The sequence below is a fragment of the Pseudomonas sp. KCJK8993 genome (assembly GCF_046230915.1).
Lineage (GTDB): Bacteria > Pseudomonadota > Gammaproteobacteria > Pseudomonadales > Pseudomonadaceae > Aquipseudomonas > Aquipseudomonas piscis.
Window position 1 is genome coordinate 22,224 of record NZ_JBJJLO010000039.1, and the last position, 15,793, is coordinate 38,016.

Genomic DNA, 15,793 nt, shown 5'->3' on the forward strand with positions numbered 1-15,793 from the left:
GGCGTTCAACGACTTCCGAAATGGCCTGGCATCACAACAATGGCACAAGGAGCGCCACACATGAGTTCATCGACAGCCGGACAGGGTGCCGGACAACTGGAGACCCGGGGTATCGAGCCGGTTCCCGAGGCAGAGTGCGACGGCCATCCGTTGCAACTGTTCTGGGTCTGGTTCGCAGCCAACATCAGCATCCTGGGGTTGCCCCTCGGGGCGACGCTGGTGGCCTTCCGCGGGTTGTCGATCTGGCAGGTGCTGTTGGTGGCGATCCTCGGGTCGGTGGGGTCGTTCGCGGTGGTCGGCCTGATCTCCGTGGCCGGCCGGCGGGGACGGGCGCCAAGCCTGACCCTGTCCCGGGCCATCTTCGGTGTGCGTGGCAACATCGGTCCGACCCTGGTGTCGATGCTGTCCCGGGTGGGCTGGGAAACGGTCAATACCACCACCGCGGCCTTCGTCCTGCTGTCCCTGAGTTCGATCCTCTTCCAGACCCCGGCCTCGGCCAAGGACGCACCGCTGCTGACCTTGCTGTTCATTGCCATCTTCGTGCTGCTGACCTTGAGCGTGTCCGGCCTGGGCCATGCCACCTTGTTGCTGATCCAGAAGTGGGCGACCTACGGCTTCGGTGCGTTGAACGTGCTGGTGGGCGGTTTTCTCTGCGCGACCATCGACTGGACGGCGGTGTTCAACGCCTCGCCGGCGCCCATGAGCGCGATGATCATCGGCGTTGGCACCATGGCCGCCGGCACCGGGATCGGCTGGGCCAGCTCCGGCGCGGATATGTCGCGCTACCAGCAGCGCTCGGTCACTGCCGGCCGCCTGGTGGCCTCGGCGGCCTTTGGCGCTGGCATCCCGTTGGTGCTGCTGATCACCCTGGGCGGGTTGCTATCGGTAGGCAATGACCACCTGGCGTCGGCGATGGACCCGATCATCGCCATCCGTGACATGCTGCCGACCTGGATGGCGGTGCCGTACCTGATCGCCGCCTTCGGCGGGTTGCTGCTGTCCAACAACCTGTCGGTGTATTCCGCCGGTCTTACCGCCTTGACCCTGGGCCTCAAGGTCAAGCGCGTCTATGCGGTGCTGGTGGACATCGTGGCGATCTTCATCGGCTCGATCTACTTCATGCTGATCGCCGACAGCTTCTATGGTCCCTTCATCAGTTTCATTTCCCTGCTGGCGGTACCCATCACCGCCTGGGTGGGGATCTTCGTGATGGACCTGGTCCACCGTCACCACTACAGCGCCGCCGACTTGCTGGATGTCAGCCCGGCCAGTGCCTACTGGTACCAGGGTGGCATCGAATGGCGGGCGTTCGGCGCCTGGGTGCTGGCCATCGTCCTGGGGTTCTGCTTCACCAGCATCGGCACCACCGCCGAGGATGTCTGGTTCACCGGGCCGCTGGCCGATTCCTGGCTGGGCCAGAACGGCCTGGGCTGGGTCGTTACCTTCCTGGTGGCCGGTGGCGGTTATGGGCTCCTGGGCGGCGCTCGCGATCGACGTGCCGCTTTCATCGAGAAGGCCAATGCCTAGGTTGCTGCACAGCGGCCAGGTCATCGTCGACCTGGTCATGGACGTGCCCGGCCTGCCGTCGGCAGGCAGCGATGTGCTGGCCCGCTCGGCGAACTTCGAGGCCGGTGGCGGTTTCAACGTCATGGCCGCGGCGGCGCGCAGCGGTATGCCGGTGGTCTACCTCGGCCGTCATGGCGAGGGGCGCTTTGGCGACCTGGTTCGCGCGGCGATGCAGGCCGAAGGCATTGGCATGAGCCTGGCCTGCAGCCCTGGCGCCGACACCGGTGTATGCGTGGCGCTGACCGATGACAGTGCCGAACGCACCTTCATTTCCCATATCGGCGCCGAGGGCGAGCTGTCGGCCGCAGACCTGGCCCAGGTAGTGGTGACAGCGGGAGACTACTTGTACGTCAGTGGCTACAGCCTGTTGCAGGCGCACAAGGCCCAGGCCCTGCTCGACTGGTTGCTGGGCTTGCCGGTCACGCTGCCGTTGATGTTCGACCCGGGGCCACTACTGGCTTCGGTGGAGCCGACGCTGCTGGTGGCCTTGCTGCCCCGGGTGGATATCTGGAGCAGCAATCGCGTCGAGGCCCTGCAGTTCACCGCTAGCCAGGGCATCGCCGAGGCCATGCTGCGGCTCGCCCCACAACTGGCCCCTGATGCCTTGCTGGTACTGCGCGACGGCGCCCAAGGCTGCTGGCTCAACCAGCAGGGCGAAGCGGTGCGGGTACCTGGGTTCGCAGTGGAGGCGGTGGACAGCAATGGTGCCGGGGATGCCCACGCCGGAGTATTCATCGCCGCGCTGGCCGCCGGTCTTGACCCCCTGGCCGCCGCGCGCCGGGCCAATGCGGCGGCGGCCCTGGCGGTGACGCGCCGGGGGCCGGCCACCGCTCCTCGTAGTGCCGAAGTGGATGTGCTGCTACGGGTCGATTGAAAGCTTCAGCCGGCCTTGCGCAGGGCTTCGATCAACTCCTGCTTGCGCATCCGCGAGCGTCCCGCAATGTTCTTAACGCGTGCCTCCTGCATCAGGCTGTCCCTGGTCTGGGTGGCCAGCGACGCCTGGCTGTCACGCGGGTGGCCCTGGCGGCTCGCGGCTGCGCGCCGGGCTGAGTCGCTGCGGGCCCGGGCCTTGTCCGCCGGGTTCTTGTCCCTGCCGGAGCCGCCGGCCCGCTCTCCACCGCCGGACTGTTTGTTGACCGTGGCCCAGGCCCTGGCTTCGGCTTCGTCCGGGGGCAGGCCGCGTTCTTCATAGCTGGCCTCGATGGCCGCCGCCTTGCGGCGCTGGGCCAGGGTGTACTTGGCTTTGCTTCCTCGAGTCATGGCGTCTTTCCTCTTGGATCATGGCAAGCAGGACTGGCTGGATGACAGCGCGAATGGCCCGTTACTGGCTGCTGCCTTCGGAGCCCGAGCCGCCGGTGGTGGTCTTGGAGCCGGCGCCGCTCTTGCCGTTGTCCGGTGCCCCGGAGTCCAGGGTGCCGGCGCCGCCCTGGCGGTCGTTGTCGTTGCCCTGGATCCGTGGATCAGTGCCGGTGGCTGGTGGCAACGAGCCTTCATCCATGGTCGGCGGGTTGATGTTGATCTTCGGTGAGCCTTGGGTGGCCGGGGACTTGGGGCCTTCCACCGGGTTGGTGGGGCCGGTGGCGCCGGCCATGGCCACGCTGGACAACAGTCCGGCCAGGACCAGGGTTGAGAGTTGGACCTTGATCATGATGTCGCCTCCATTCGTTAGAGTCGCTACCTGATATTGGTCCGCCCGGACGCGGCCTTGGTGCCGAGGACACGACGAACGGTGTCAGGCTTCCCGGGCCTGGAGCCGTTGGCGCTGCCGCCAACCCAGGCGGCCAAGGCTGATCAGCCAGTTCAGCACGGCGATCGCCAGGACGCTGGACAGCAGGGCCTGGATGCCGGAGCCGACGATGAGCCTGCCGGCCAGCCAGGGGAAACCGAACACGCCGATGAAATAGGCCAGGCTGAACAGCAGCAATGCCTGGGAGGTACAACCAGTCGGTGCCTCGTTGGCGGCCTGGCCATTGATCACCGAGTAGGTCAAGCCATAACCGACCCCAAGCACCATGGCGGCCAGCAAGTAGCTGGTGCTGCTGTCCACGACGAACAGCAACAGCAGGACCGCCACCACCATCAGCCCCGACAGCAGGCAGGCGGCGCGGTACGGATCACGCTTGACCACCAGGCCGGCCAGCAGCATCCGGCTGGCGATGGCGGCGCTCATGAAGCCGATGAAGAACAGCGAGTAATCCACGCCCCTGGAGGGACCGTAGCTGGTCTGGAAGCTCGACAAGCCGCCGAAGACGCAACCGCCCAGGCCCACCATCAGGATCGGCAACGATGCCCCGGACCTGAGGACTCGGGCACTGCCACTCCAGGTGATCCTGGCCGCAGTGGCCTGCAGGTGGTTGGCCTGGTTGCGCAACCGGCCAGCCAGCTTCCAGAAGATCAGCACGCCCAGCAGGCTGGCCGCCGCGGCGATGAAAAAGGCGCTGCTCAACGGGTAGCCCAGGGCACTGGCCAGGCGCCCCAGCAGTGGCGCGCTGCCGATGCCGGTCATCATGCTGCCCGAGAGCAGGGCGAAGTAGCGGGCTCGGTGGGCCGGTTCCACCAGCATGGCGACGATGATCGGGCCCAGGGTATAGAACACCCCCCAGCCCAGGCCCAGGAACAGGCCGAACCCCAGCAGCGCCGGGCCAACCCCCGGGCTCAGGGCGAACCCCAGGCAGGCCACGGCCAGCAGGCTGCCGAACCAGGCCACCGAGCGGGCGGCGCCGAGCCAGTCGGAAAGGTGCCCGGAACCGATCACCGCGGCGAAAGTGCTGAGCATCGCCACGGCAATCACTTGGCCGGCGTCCTGTTCGTTACCGCCGTGGCTGCCGATCAGCAACGCCAGGAGGAAGGTCGAGCCATAGGACAGCGACAACAGGTAGCTGCCCAGGCAGAACACGCCGAACACCGGGCCGGGGACCCGGGTGGCCGGGATAGAGCAGGGGGACATGCAGGCGCCTCTTCATGCTTGTGGTTATGCGGGGCTTTCTAGCATGACGGTGGCGGGCGTTGGTTGTATTCCTCGCTGCCTCAGGGTTAGCCGGCAGCGGAGTAAGAACGGGCGTTATTGGCCGATTTCCTCCAGCAGCGCCTGGCGAAAACGTACGAGGCGCTCATGCCGGACCTGGGCCAGGCGGCTGCCGGCGGCGGTCTGGAAGCCTTCGGCCAAGTGCAGCAGCTTGCTCTGGAAGTGGTCCAGGGTGAAGCGTGAGTCATCCAGTTCGCGGTGGCTGGCGCTTGGGTCGGCCGGGTCGTACAGGGCACGGCCCAGGCGCCCCGAGACGTAGAAGGTGCGAGCCACGCCGAGCGCGCCCAGGGAGTCGAGACGATCGGCATCCTGGAGGATTCGCGCTTCCAGGGTGGTCGGCGTCAGCCCCGCGGAAAAACTGTGGGTGGCGATGGCATGGGCCACGGCCTCGATATCGCTGGCGCTCCAGTTCAGGTCGGCCAGGACCTGCCGTGCCCGCTCAGCCGAGAGCCGTGACGCCTGGGAGCGCAGCGGCGAGCTTTTTTCCACGTTCACGCAGTCATGGAGCAGGGTCGCGGCCAGCAACAGGCGCAGATCGCCGCCTTCCTCTGCGGCGATACGCCGGACGTTGCTCCACACCCGATACAGGTGGGACAGGTCGTGGGCGCCGTCGTCGTGGGGCTCGAAGGCATGGGGCAGCAGGCTGGCGGCCAAGGACTCCAGGGGCGCGAAAGTCATGGGCAGGCTCCGGTTGGCGGTTGGGCCGCCACTCTAACCGCTGACGCCGGTGGTGATAAGTATCGATGGGGTGCAAGGCCGATACGGAGCATGGATGGCCGATGGCGGAGAAATGCCCGTGCATGTCTTTCGGCTGTCGTTCTAATATGGCCGACCTGATTCCGCCATGAGAACCGCCGATGACCGTCGAAATTCGTCCTGCGCTGCCCAGCGACGCCCCGCAGATCCTTGCGTTCATCACCGAACTCGCCGACTACGAGCGAGCCCGTCACGAGGTGATCGCCAGCGTCGCCGACATCGAGCGCAGCCTGTTCAGCGAAGGCGCCACGGCCCATGGCCTGATATGCCTGCGCGACGGTGTGCCGATCGGCTTCGCGGTGTTCTTCTTCAGTTATTCCACCTGGCTGGGCAGCAACTGCCTGTACCTGGAGGATCTCTACATCACCCCCGAGCAGCGGGGTGGAGGGGCCGGCAAGCAACTGTTGCGGCACCTGGCGCAGATCGCCTGCGACAACGACTGCGGGCGTTTCGAGTGGAGCGTGCTGGAGTGGAATGAACCGGCGATCCAGTTCTACAAGTCCCTGGGCGCGCAGCCCCAGGAGGAATGGGTCAAGTACCGCATGGATGGCGAGGTGCTGCGGGCCTTCGCCCGGGGTTGAGGCGCGGGCGCCAGCGATCCGGGTCGCTGGCGCCGTATGCAAGGGCGACTCAGCCCTTGAGGGTCGCCATGTCGATCACGAAGCGGTATTTCACGTCGCCTTTGATCATGCGTTCGTAGGCCTGGTTGATCTGGCGGATATCCAGCATCTCGATGTCGCAACGGATGCCGTGCTCGGCGCAGAAATCCAGCACTTCCTGGGTTTCGGCGATGCCGCCGATCAGCGAGCCGGCCAGCACCCGGCGGCCCATCACCAGCTTGCCGGCGTGCAGTGCCGGGTCCACCGGTTCGATCAGCCCCACCAGGATGTGCACGCCGTCAAAGCGCAGGGTATCGAGGTAGGGGTTGAGGTCGTGGGCTACCGGGATGGTGTCCAGGAGGAAGTCGAACTGCCCGGCCGCGGCCTGCATCTGTGCTGGGTCGGTGGACACGATCACGTGATCCGCGCCTTGTTGCCGGGCTTCCTCGGCCTTGCTTGCGGAGCGGGTGAACAAGGTCACTTCGGCCCCCAGGGCCTTGGCGAACTTGATGCCCATGTGGCCCAGGCCGCCCATGCCGAGAATCCCCACCTTGTCCCCGGCCTTGACGCCGTAGTGCTTGAGCGGCGAGTAGGTGGTGATGCCGGCGCAGAGGATCGGCGCGGCGCTGGCTGGGTCCAGGGACTCGGGGATGCGCACCACGAAATGCTCGCTGACCACGATGCTGTCGGAGTAGCCACCCATGGTGTTGCTGCCATCGATCCGGTCTGGCGAGGCGTAGGTCAGGGTCGGGCCCTGCAGGCAGTATTGTTCCAGGTTGGCGGCACAGGCCTCGCACTGGCGACAGGAATCCACCATGCAGCCGACGCCGACCAGGTCGCCGACCTTGTGCCGGCTGACGCTGGAGCCGACGGCGGTGACCCGGCCGATGATTTCATGGCCCGGCATCAGCGGGTACACGGCGATGCCCCATTCGTTGCGGGCCTGGTGGATGTCGGAGTGGCAGACGCCGCAGTAGAGGATCTCGATGGCCACATCGTCCGGGCGTGGGCTGCGCCGCTGGAAGCTCATGGGGGCGAGGGGAGTGGTGGCCGACTGGGCGGCATAACCGATGGCGGTGTACATGGGGGGACCTCGCAAAGCGCTGACAAGTGAGGCGGCGCATTGTCGGCGCGAGGCTGGCGGGCAACCATGGCGATTCCTCGGCATGTCATGCCTATTCCTCCGCCATCGACGGTTTTCATGGGGCATTGGACAACGGACCTGCGATGATGTTGGCATCCCCTCCCTTGCATGAAGTTTGCCCACATGTTGTTGACCCGCCATCTGGATGCCAATGCCCCCCTGGTCGCGCTGCTCGAGCCCCTGGCCAGTCGCGAGGGTTTCGCCGCTACTGCCTTGCCCGGGATCCAGGTGCTGCGGGCCAGCTGCGATGTGGCCCGGGGGCCGCAGATCTACGAGCCGAGCCTGATGATCATCGTCCAGGGCAGCAAGCTGGCCTACCTTGGCACCCGGACCCTGGAATACGGCGCCGGGCATTACCTGATCCAGGCACTGTCGGTGCCGTTCGAGTGCGAAACCTTCGCCTTGCCCGACGCGCCGCTGCTGGGAATCTCCATTGGCATCGACCGCGCCGTGCTCAGGGAGCTGGTACTGGCCATGGGCGTCGGTGATGGGCCCGCAGCCGCGGCGCAGACCCTGGAGTCCATGACCTCGGTGGTCCTCGACGACGGCATGCGCGGTTGTGTGGAGCGCTTGTTGCACTGCCTGCATGATCCCCTGGAGTGCAAGGTCATGGGGCCGGCGCGGGTCCGTGAGCTATTGTTCGCCGTCTTGCGTGGACCCCAGGCCGAAGCCTTGCGGGCACTGGTGGAGCAGCAGGGGCATTTCGCCCGGGTCGCCGCCTCGCTCAACCATTTGCACCAGCACTACACCGAGCCGTTGAATGTCGAGACCCTGGCTCGCTGCGCCAATATGAGTACTTCGACCTTCCATGAGCATTTCAAGCGCAGCACCTTGTTGTCGCCGGTGCAGTACCTCAAGCGCTTGCGGTTGCTCAAGGCCCAGCAATTGCTGCTGGGCGAGGGGCTGGGCGTGGCCCAGGTGGCTCATCGGGTGGGATACCAGAGCACCTCGCAATTCAGCCGCGAGTACAAGCGCTACTTCGAGCGCAGCCCGGGGGATGAGCGCGCGGCTTGAATGCTGGAATGAAAAAGGCCCCCATTTGGGGGCCTTGGTGGAGGGGCAGGGCGTCGACCTACATGTTCGGGTAGGTCGGCCCGCCGGAGCCTTCCGGGGTGACCCAGGTGATGTTCTGCGCAGGGTCCTTGATGTCACAGGTCTTGCAGTGCACGCAGTTCTGGGCGTTGATCTGGAAGCGCTTCTCGCCGTCTTCCTGAGTGACCACTTCGTACACGCCGGCCGGGCAGTAGCGCTGGGCTGGCTCGTCGTACAGCGGCAGGTTGCGGCCCAGGGGGATGCTCGGGTCGGTGAGCTTCAGGTGGCAAGGCTGTTCTTCTTCGTGGTTGGTGCCGGAGATGAACACCGAGCTCAATTTGTCGAAGCTCAGCTTGCCGTCGGGTTTCGGGTAGTCGATCTTCACGCAGTCCTTGGCCAGCTTGAGGCAGGCGTAGTCCGGCTTGGTGTCGTGCAGGGTGAACGGCAGCTTGCCGCCGAACAGGTTCTGGTCGACCCAGTTGAAGCCGCCACCGACGATGGCGCCGAACTTGTGGATCGCCGGGCCGAAGTTACGGCTGGCGAACAGCTCGTCATGCAGCCAGCTGGACTTGAACGCGCTGACGTAGCCGTTGAGCTCGTCGGCGCCTTCGGAACCGGCCAGCAGCGACTCGGCCACGGCATCGGCGGCCAGCATGCCGGACTTCATGGCGGTGTGGCTGCCCTTGATCTTGGCGAAGTTCAGGGTGCCCAGGTCGCAGCCGATCAACGCGCCGCCCTTGAACACCATCTTCGGCAGCGAGTTCAGGCCGCCCTTGCAGATGGCACGGGCGCCGTAGCTGATGCGCTTGCCGCCTTCCAGGTACTGCTTGAGCACCGGGTGGTGCTTGAGGCGCTGGAACTCATCGAACGGCGACAGGTAGGTATTGGCGTAGGACAGGTCGACGATCAGGCCGACCACCACCTGGTTATTCTCCAGGTGATAGAGGAAGGAGCCGCCGGTGTTCTCGGTGCCCATGATGTCCAGCGGCCAGCCGGCGGTGTGCACCACCAGGCCTGGTTGGTGCTTGGCCGGGTCGATTTCCCAGATTTCCTTGAGGCCGATGCCGTAGTGCTGGGCGTCGGCGTCGCTGTCCAGGTTGAAGCGCTTGATCAGTTGCTTGCCGATATGGCCACGGCAGCCTTCGGCGAACAGGGTGTACTTGCCGCGCAGTTCCATGCCCGGGGTATACATGCCGTCCTTGGGATGGCCTTCGCGATCCACGCCCATGTCGCCGGTGAGGATGCCGCGGACCACGCCGTTTTCGTCGATCAGGGCTTCCTGGGCGGCGAAGCCTGGGTAGATTTCCACGCCCAGGTTCTCGGCCTGCTGGGCCAGCCAGCGGCACAGGTTGCCCAGGGAGATGATGTAGTTGCCTTCGTTGTGCATGGTCTTGGGCACAAAGAAGTCGGGAACCTTGGTGGCGGCTTCGCCGTTGCGCAGGACATAGATGTCGTCGCGGGTGACCGGGGTGTTGAGCGGGGCGCCCAGTTCCTTCCAGTCAGGGAAGAGTTCGTTCAGGGCCCGTGGTTCGAACACGGCGCCGGAAAGGATGTGGGCGCCGACTTCGGAGCCTTTTTCAACGACGCAGACGCTGATTTCCTTGCCTGCTTCTGCAGCCTTCTGCTTCAGGCGGCAAGCGGCGGACAAGCCTGCGGGGCCGGCACCGACGATGACTACGTCGAATTCCATGTATTCGCGTTCCACTAGGCTATCTCCTACTCAAGGCTCAACGGTTTTTCTAATTGGAGGTTTGGCATTGTGTCCCGCTTTCTCCCATCGACGATGGGGGAGAGGGGACGGACGACCGACCTTTCTCTTTGGGCGGCGCATTATATCTACACCACTCCTAGCGTCCAATACAAACGTTTGTTTGAAATTGCCGCAGGCCAGGTAAATCAAAGAAGCGCGGCTTATGAGCGGCCATTTTGCCGTATTGACCGGAAAAGGTGTTCCGGTCAAGATACGGTCGGTTTTGCGCTCGCCGTAGGCTGACTGTTGGTCTCAAGAGCACCTCTAAAGACAGGGCAAAGGCAGTGAAGGTGATGCGCCGCGCAGCTTGGAAGTGCGCAGTTTACACGCCGCGATAATGAATGACTCGCCGGTCACCAATGACGAGCGGTCATCGCCCCCCGCGAGCAAGGTCAACCTTGGTGTGCCGGCGTTTTTGGAGGTGCCCTTGTGCCGATGAGCATCAACCGCCAGGTTCTCGCCTAGGCGACTTTCTTTTCACCGGAGAGTAACGAGGAATCCATGAAGGTTCTTGTAGCTGTCAAACGAGTGGTCGACTATAACGTCAAGGTTCGCGTCAAGGCGGACAACTCCGGCGTCGACCTCGCCAACGTCAAGATGTCGATGAACCCTTTCTGCGAAATCGCAGTGGAAGAAGCCGTACGCCTGAAAGAGAAAGGCGTGGCGACTGAAATCGTCGTCGTCTCCATCGGTCCCGCTACTGCCCAAGAGCAACTGCGTACCGCCCTGGCACTGGGTGCCGATCGCGCGATCCTCGTCGAGTCCGCTGAAGAGTTGAACTCCCTGGCCGTGGCCAAGCTGCTCAAGGCCGTGGTCGACAAGGAACAGCCACAGCTGGTGATCCTGGGTAAACAGGCCATCGACAGCGACAACAACCAGACCGGCCAGATGCTGGCGGCCCTGAGCGGCTACGCCCAAGGCACCTTCGCCTCCAAGGTCGAAGTGGCTGGCGACAAGGTCAACGTCACCCGTGAAATCGATGGCGGCCTGCAGACCGTTGCGCTGAACCTGCCCGCGATCGTCACCACCGACCTGCGCCTGAACGAGCCACGCTACGCGTCGCTGCCGAACATCATGAAAGCCAAGAAGAAGCCGCTCGAGACCCTGACTCCTGATGCTTTGGGCGTTTCCACCGCCTCCACCAACAAGACCCTGAAAGTCGAAGCGCCGGCTGCACGCAGCGCGGGCATCAAGGTCAAGTCGGTGGCTGAACTGGTCGAGAAACTGAAAAACGAAGCGAAGGTAATCTGATCATGACTATCTTGGTAATCGCCGAACACGATAACAAGGCGCTGGCCCAGGCCACCCTGAACACCGTCGCCGCTGCTGCCAAAATCGGTGGCGACATTCACGTGCTGGTGGCCGGTCAAGGCGTTGGCGCCGTGGCCGAGGCTGCTGCCAAAGTCGCTGGCGTGGCCAAGGTGCTGGTAGCCGACAACGCTGCCTATGCGCACCAACTGCCGGAAAACGTCGCACCGCTGGTTGCCGAGCTGGGTGCTGGCTACAGCCACATCCTGGCTGCCGCCACTTCCAACGGCAAGAACATCCTGCCGCGGGTCGCTGCCCAGCTGGATGTCGACCAGATCTCCGAGATCATCTCGGTAGAAAGCGCCGACACCTTCAAGCGTCCGATCTACGCCGGTAACGCCATTGCCACCGTGCAGTCCACTGCTGCGGTCAAGGTCATCACCGTGCGCGCCACCGGTTTCGATGCCGTTGCCGCCGAAGGCGGTTCGGCTGCGGTGGAAGCCGTCGGCGCGGCCCACGATGCCGGCAAGTCGAGCTTCGTCGGCGAAGAGCTGGCCAAGTCCGATCGTCCTGAACTGACCGCGGCCAAGATCGTCGTTTCCGGCGGCCGTGGCATGCAGAACGGTGATAACTTCAAGCACCTGTACGCCCTGGCCGACAAGCTGGGCGCTGCGGTCGGCGCTTCCCGAGCGGCCGTGGACGCAGGCTTCGTGCCCAACGACATGCAGGTCGGCCAGACCGGCAAGATCGTCGCGCCACAGCTGTACATCGCCGTCGGTATCTCCGGCGCGATCCAGCACCTGGCGGGCATGAAGGATTCCAAGGTGATCGTCGCGATCAACAAGGACGAAGAGGCGCCGATCTTCCAGGTGGCTGACTACGGCCTGGTGGCTGACCTGTTCGAGGCCGTACCTGAGCTGGAGAAGCTGGTCTAATCCAGCCGCTTCACTTATAAAGAGCCCGGCCTTTTGGCCGGGTTTTTTTTGTCTGTCGTTTATCGAGGGAGTGATGTCATGGATTTGCGCCGCATGAGTGGCTGGCCCGTGTTGCTGGGGCTGGCGCTGTTGCCCTCGCTGGCGATGGCAGTGGGCAAGTGCGAGCGGCTGGTGGTGACCGGCAGCCCCGATGCGCCACCCTACCTGTGGCGTGATCCACAGGATCCCAGGCACCTGATCGGTGCCAGCGCCGACTTGCTGCAGCAGGTGGCCGGGGAACTGGGGCTCAAGGTCGAGCTGCTGTATGCCGGCAAGCGCTCCGAGGCGCTCGAGGAGGTGCGTACCGGGCGCATGGACATGCTCGCCGATGCCCCGTTGACCCTCGACGAGCTGGAGTCCCTGGACTATATCCACCCGGCCCTGGTGCAGAACGACTATCTGGTCTGGACGCGCAAGGAAACGACCCTGGATTACCGCCAGTTGTCTGACTTGCAGGGCCACTCCGGCGCCGTTTCGGAAAAGGCCCGCCTGACCCAGCCATTCCAGGCCCTGGCCAAGGAGCAATTGCAGCTCAAGCGCCTGCCGAACCTGACCCAGGTTTTCCAGAAGCTGCTGCTGGGGGAGTTCGACTATGTGCTGGCGCCTCGCTACGCCGGCATGGTCATGGCCCAGTCCCTGGGAATGGCAGGCGACCTGGCGGCGTTTCCCCAGCCCATCGACAAGCCCGGATTGTTCCTGGCGCTGTCCCACAACTCGGCTTGCAATGATCCATGGTTGCGCGGACAGCTGGCAAAAAAGATGACAGAATTGCCCGCGTCCGGTCTGACGCAGGCCCTGTTGCAGCGCAATCTGGAGCGCTGGAAAGTCCAGTTGCAGCAACCCGTCAGCAGCCCCAAACCGTAGGAATCTTGTGTGACTATTCGACCTCTTTTTGCTGCCTTGGCCTTTCTGTCCATGGCCGGTTGTGCAACCGATCCGGCCCCCAACGAGCAGATGCGTCTGACTGCCCGGGCCCTGGAGCAGGCCAAGGCCGTGGGGGCTACGGCCGAGCAGGTGCCGGAATTGAAACTGGCCGAAGAAAAGTTTTCCCGGGCCCAGGGCAATATGCAGGATGAGTCCTACAAGAAAGCCCGGGTTCGAGCCGAGCAGGCCGAGCTGGATGCGCGCCTGGCCGAAGCCAAGGTGCTGACCCAGAAGAGCCAGGAGCAGGTGAACCTACTCAATACCCGCATCACTCGCCTGCGCAAGCAACTGGGGGATGCCCAATGAAGATTTCCAAACCGGTAGTTGGCAGTGCCCTGCTGTGGGTCTGCGCCAGCCTGGTGGGTTGTGCCGGCCAGCAGAGCGAGGAAGCCCTGCAACAGGCCTACAATGACTTCCAGAAGGTCAAGGAGGACTCCAATGTCCTGCGCAGCGCGCCCAAGGATGTGATCCGCGCCGGTGAGTCACTGGCCCGTGCCGATCGTCTTTCAAGCTATTGGGGCAGTGGTAGCGACGTGGAGCATTACGCCTATCTCAGCCGCCGCTACAGTGAGATTGCCCGGGAACACACCGAGCAGATGCTCAACCAGGAGCGCGCAGCCAAGCTCGAGCTGGAGCGCCAGCGCCTGCAGCTGGCGTTGCGCGAGGCCAAGCTGAGCAGCGTGCAGCAGCAAGGCAAGTGGCTGGAGGAGCAGATCCTCAGCATGGCCACTACCCATACCGACCGTGGGCTGGTGATGACATTGGGCGACGTGTTGTTCGATACCGGCGAGGCGGAGCTCAATAACTCGGCCAACCGCATCGTGCTCAAGGTGGCCCAGTTCCTCCAGCTCAATCCCAAGCGCGTGGTGCGGATCGAGGGGTACACCGACAATACCGGGGAGCATCAGGGCAACCTGCAGCTGTCCCGCGACCGGGCCCAGGCAGTGGCGGATGTGCTGGTGGACCTGGGCGTCGACGAAAAGCGCATCCAGGTCGAGGGTTATGGCGACGACTATCCGGTGGAGGCCAACGCTTCCGAGCGCGGCCGGGCGCAGAACCGTCGGGTAGAGATCGTTTTCTCCGACGAGAAGGGCCAGCTCGGCGCCGCTCGCTGAGGTTCTGCCAGCTTTCATGAAAAACCCGATGCCTGACCGCATCGGGTTTTTTTATGCCTGCCCAACGGCTGGAAAAAAATTGCCGTGGTGCTTTTCACTGCCTGGTGTCCTCGACTATTGTGGAAACTGTCCCAGTACACTTCTAAACTGTGCCGGTATTGTTTCATACAAGAATAAAACACCGTGAAATCGGGTGCTGCGCCATGACCAATCTCTTGCTCTATCAACGTATCGCTCAGCAGTTGGCTGAGGATATTCGCCGTGGTGTCTACCAGCCGGGGGAGCGCGTGCCGTCGGTGCGCAAGATGAGCTCGCAGCTCAATGTCAGCCACGCCACGGTGCTGCAGGCCTACGCCAACCTGGAAGACCAGGGGCTGATCCGCGCGCGACCGCAGTCGGGCTACTACGTGCACCAGACGCCCGCGCTGACCGCGCCGACGCCGGATATCGCCCGGGTCGAGCGTCCAGGGCTGGTCACCCGCAGCAGCATCATCCAGCAGGTGCTGGTGGAGTCGCGCCGGGAAGGGGTGTTTCCCCTGGGGGCCGCGGTGCCCAGCGTCGACTACCTGCCCGTGCGCGCACTGCACCAGCAATTGGCCAAGGTCACGCGCTTCCATAGCCCTCGCGCCTTCAGCTACATGTTCAGCCCGGGATTCGAGCCGCTGCGGCGCCAAGTGGCAATCCGCATGCGCGATGCCGGCGTGGTGGTCGACCCGTCCGAAGTGGTGATTACCCACGGTTGCGTCGACGCGCTGCAGATGTCGCTGCGGGTCCTGACGCGACCCGGTGACCTGATCGCCGCCGAATCGCCGACCTATTACGGGTTGCTGCAACTGGCCGACCTGCTGGGGCTCAAGGTCATCGAGATCCCCAGCGATCCCTCCACTGGCATGAGCCTGGAGGCCTTGCAACTGGCGGCCAACCAGTGGTCGATCAAGGCCCTGGTGTTGACCACGCGCCTGAGCAATCCCTTGGGCGGCACCATGCCCGAAGAGCGGCAGAAGCAGCTGTTGCGCCTGGCATCGGACTTCGATATCCAGGTGGTCGAGGACGATATCTACGGCGAGCTGATGTTCGAGGTCGGCCGCACCAAGTCCCTGAAGGCCTATGACCGCCTGGACCGGGTGATCTACTGTTCCAGCTTCTCCAAGACCCTGTCGCCCGGCGTACGTATCGGCTGGATGATCGCTGGCAAGTACCAGCAGGAAATCCAGCGCCTGCAGACCTTCAGCACCCATTCGGCTTGCAGCGTGACCCAGATGGCGGTCGCGGCTTACCTTGAGAACGGCGGTTACGATCGGCACCTGCGCTACATCCGCCAGGAGTACCGCAAGAACCTCAGCGCCTTCCAGCTGGCGGTCCAGCAGTACTTCCCGGAAGGCACGCAGATCACCCGGCCCACCGGCGGCTTCATCCTCTGGGTCAGCCTGCCGGGACGGGTCAACACCCAGGAATTGCATGTCCGGGCCCTGCAGCAGGGCATCAGCATCGCCCCCGGATTGATCTTCAGCAATACCGAGCAGTTCAACCACTGCGTACGCCTCAACTGCGGTACCCCGTGGAATCGCGAGGCCGAACGGGCGCTGATGACCTTAGGGATGCTCGCCAGCCAGCTGTGCCAGGAAGCGGCAGGTGGATTCTAAGCCCCATGCTTGTCATG

At 64.2% G+C, this 15,793-nt stretch carries 16 protein-coding genes; 10 read left to right on the plus strand and 6 right to left on the minus strand.

From position 1 onward, the window contains the following. Positions 1-60: 60 nt before the first annotated feature. Entirely contained in the window at positions 61-1,527 is a 1,467-nt protein-coding gene (locus ACK6AU_RS14730; protein WP_409299726.1) for a purine-cytosine permease family protein, read from the plus strand. Further along, entirely contained in the window at positions 1,520-2,440 is a 921-nt protein-coding gene (locus tag ACK6AU_RS14735) for a PfkB family carbohydrate kinase (protein ID WP_409299728.1), read from the plus strand. The genes ACK6AU_RS14730 and ACK6AU_RS14735 overlap by 8 nt, the downstream gene beginning before the upstream one ends. 5 nt (positions 2,441-2,445) lie before the next feature. Here the strand turns inward: ACK6AU_RS14735 and ACK6AU_RS14740 are convergent, their stop codons facing one another. The 4 genes from ACK6AU_RS14740 to ACK6AU_RS14755 form a co-directional block, all read right to left on the minus strand. Next, on the minus strand, positions 2,446-2,826 hold the full coding sequence (locus ACK6AU_RS14740) for a Rho termination factor N-terminal domain-containing protein (protein ID WP_185699523.1): 381 nt from the start codon (positions 2,824-2,826) through the stop codon (positions 2,446-2,448). A 61-nt stretch (positions 2,827-2,887) separates the two neighbouring features. Next, a complete protein-coding gene (locus tag ACK6AU_RS14745; protein WP_409299730.1) occupies positions 2,888-3,214 on the minus strand; it encodes a hypothetical protein in 327 nt (108 codons plus the stop codon). Positions 3,215-3,298: 84 nt separating this feature from the next. Continuing rightward, positions 3,299-4,513, minus strand: a complete 1,215-nt coding sequence (locus ACK6AU_RS14750; protein WP_409299732.1) for an MFS transporter — start codon at positions 4,511-4,513, stop codon at positions 3,299-3,301. Between the two features lie 114 nt (positions 4,514-4,627). Next, positions 4,628-5,269, minus strand: coding sequence for an HD domain-containing protein (locus ACK6AU_RS14755; RefSeq protein ID WP_185699526.1), 642 nt, complete (start codon positions 5,267-5,269; stop codon positions 4,628-4,630). 179 nt (positions 5,270-5,448) lie between these two features. Here ACK6AU_RS14755 and ACK6AU_RS14760 point away from each other — a divergent pair, with 179 nt between their 5' ends. Further along, positions 5,449-5,928: a GNAT family N-acetyltransferase gene (locus ACK6AU_RS14760; protein WP_185699527.1), complete on the plus strand. Its 480-nt coding sequence runs from the start codon at positions 5,449-5,451 to the stop codon at positions 5,926-5,928. 49 nt (positions 5,929-5,977) lie between these two features. Here ACK6AU_RS14760 and ACK6AU_RS14765 read toward each other — a convergent pair whose 3' ends face one another. Next, positions 5,978-7,030, minus strand: a complete 1,053-nt coding sequence (locus ACK6AU_RS14765; RefSeq protein ID WP_185699528.1) for an NAD(P)-dependent alcohol dehydrogenase — start codon at positions 7,028-7,030, stop codon at positions 5,978-5,980. Between the two features lie 183 nt (positions 7,031-7,213). Here ACK6AU_RS14765 and ACK6AU_RS14770 point away from each other — a divergent pair, with 183 nt between their 5' ends. Then, positions 7,214-8,104, plus strand: a complete 891-nt coding sequence (locus ACK6AU_RS14770) for an AraC family transcriptional regulator (RefSeq protein WP_185699529.1) — start codon at positions 7,214-7,216, stop codon at positions 8,102-8,104. Between the two features lie 58 nt (positions 8,105-8,162). Here ACK6AU_RS14770 and ACK6AU_RS14775 read toward each other — a convergent pair whose 3' ends face one another. Beyond that, entirely contained in the window at positions 8,163-9,827 is a 1,665-nt protein-coding gene (locus ACK6AU_RS14775; RefSeq protein ID WP_185699530.1) for an electron transfer flavoprotein-ubiquinone oxidoreductase, read from the minus strand. Positions 9,828-10,373: 546 nt separating this feature from the next. On the opposite strand from ACK6AU_RS14775, the gene ACK6AU_RS14780 reads away from it, so the two are divergent. From ACK6AU_RS14780 to ACK6AU_RS14805, 6 genes are all read left to right on the plus strand, one after another. After that, the gene (locus ACK6AU_RS14780; RefSeq protein WP_185699531.1) at positions 10,374-11,123 is read left to right on the plus strand and encodes an electron transfer flavoprotein subunit beta/FixA family protein; all 750 of its coding nucleotides are present in this window, start codon (positions 10,374-10,376) and stop codon (positions 11,121-11,123) included. Between the two features lie 2 nt (positions 11,124-11,125). Then, positions 11,126-12,055 (plus strand): electron transfer flavoprotein subunit alpha/FixB family protein, encoded by a 930-nt coding sequence (locus ACK6AU_RS14785; protein ID WP_409299736.1) that lies wholly within the window; start codon positions 11,126-11,128, stop codon positions 12,053-12,055. Positions 12,056-12,133: 78 nt separating this feature from the next. Further along, entirely contained in the window at positions 12,134-12,958 is an 825-nt protein-coding gene (locus ACK6AU_RS14790) for an ABC transporter substrate-binding protein (RefSeq protein ID WP_185699533.1), read from the plus strand. Between the two features lie 9 nt (positions 12,959-12,967). After that, entirely contained in the window at positions 12,968-13,324 is a 357-nt protein-coding gene (locus ACK6AU_RS14795; RefSeq protein ID WP_185699534.1) for a DUF4398 domain-containing protein, read from the plus strand. After that, positions 13,321-14,133 carry an OmpA family protein gene (locus tag ACK6AU_RS14800; protein ID WP_185699535.1) on the plus strand — a complete coding sequence of 271 codons (813 nt, stop codon included), beginning with the start codon at positions 13,321-13,323 and terminating at the stop codon, positions 14,131-14,133. Before ACK6AU_RS14795 ends, ACK6AU_RS14800 begins: the two co-directional genes overlap by 4 nt. A gap of 203 nt (positions 14,134-14,336) precedes the next feature. Further along, positions 14,337-15,776, plus strand: coding sequence for a PLP-dependent aminotransferase family protein (locus tag ACK6AU_RS14805; protein WP_022643200.1), 1,440 nt, complete (start codon positions 14,337-14,339; stop codon positions 15,774-15,776). Positions 15,777-15,793: the final 17 nt, after the last annotated feature.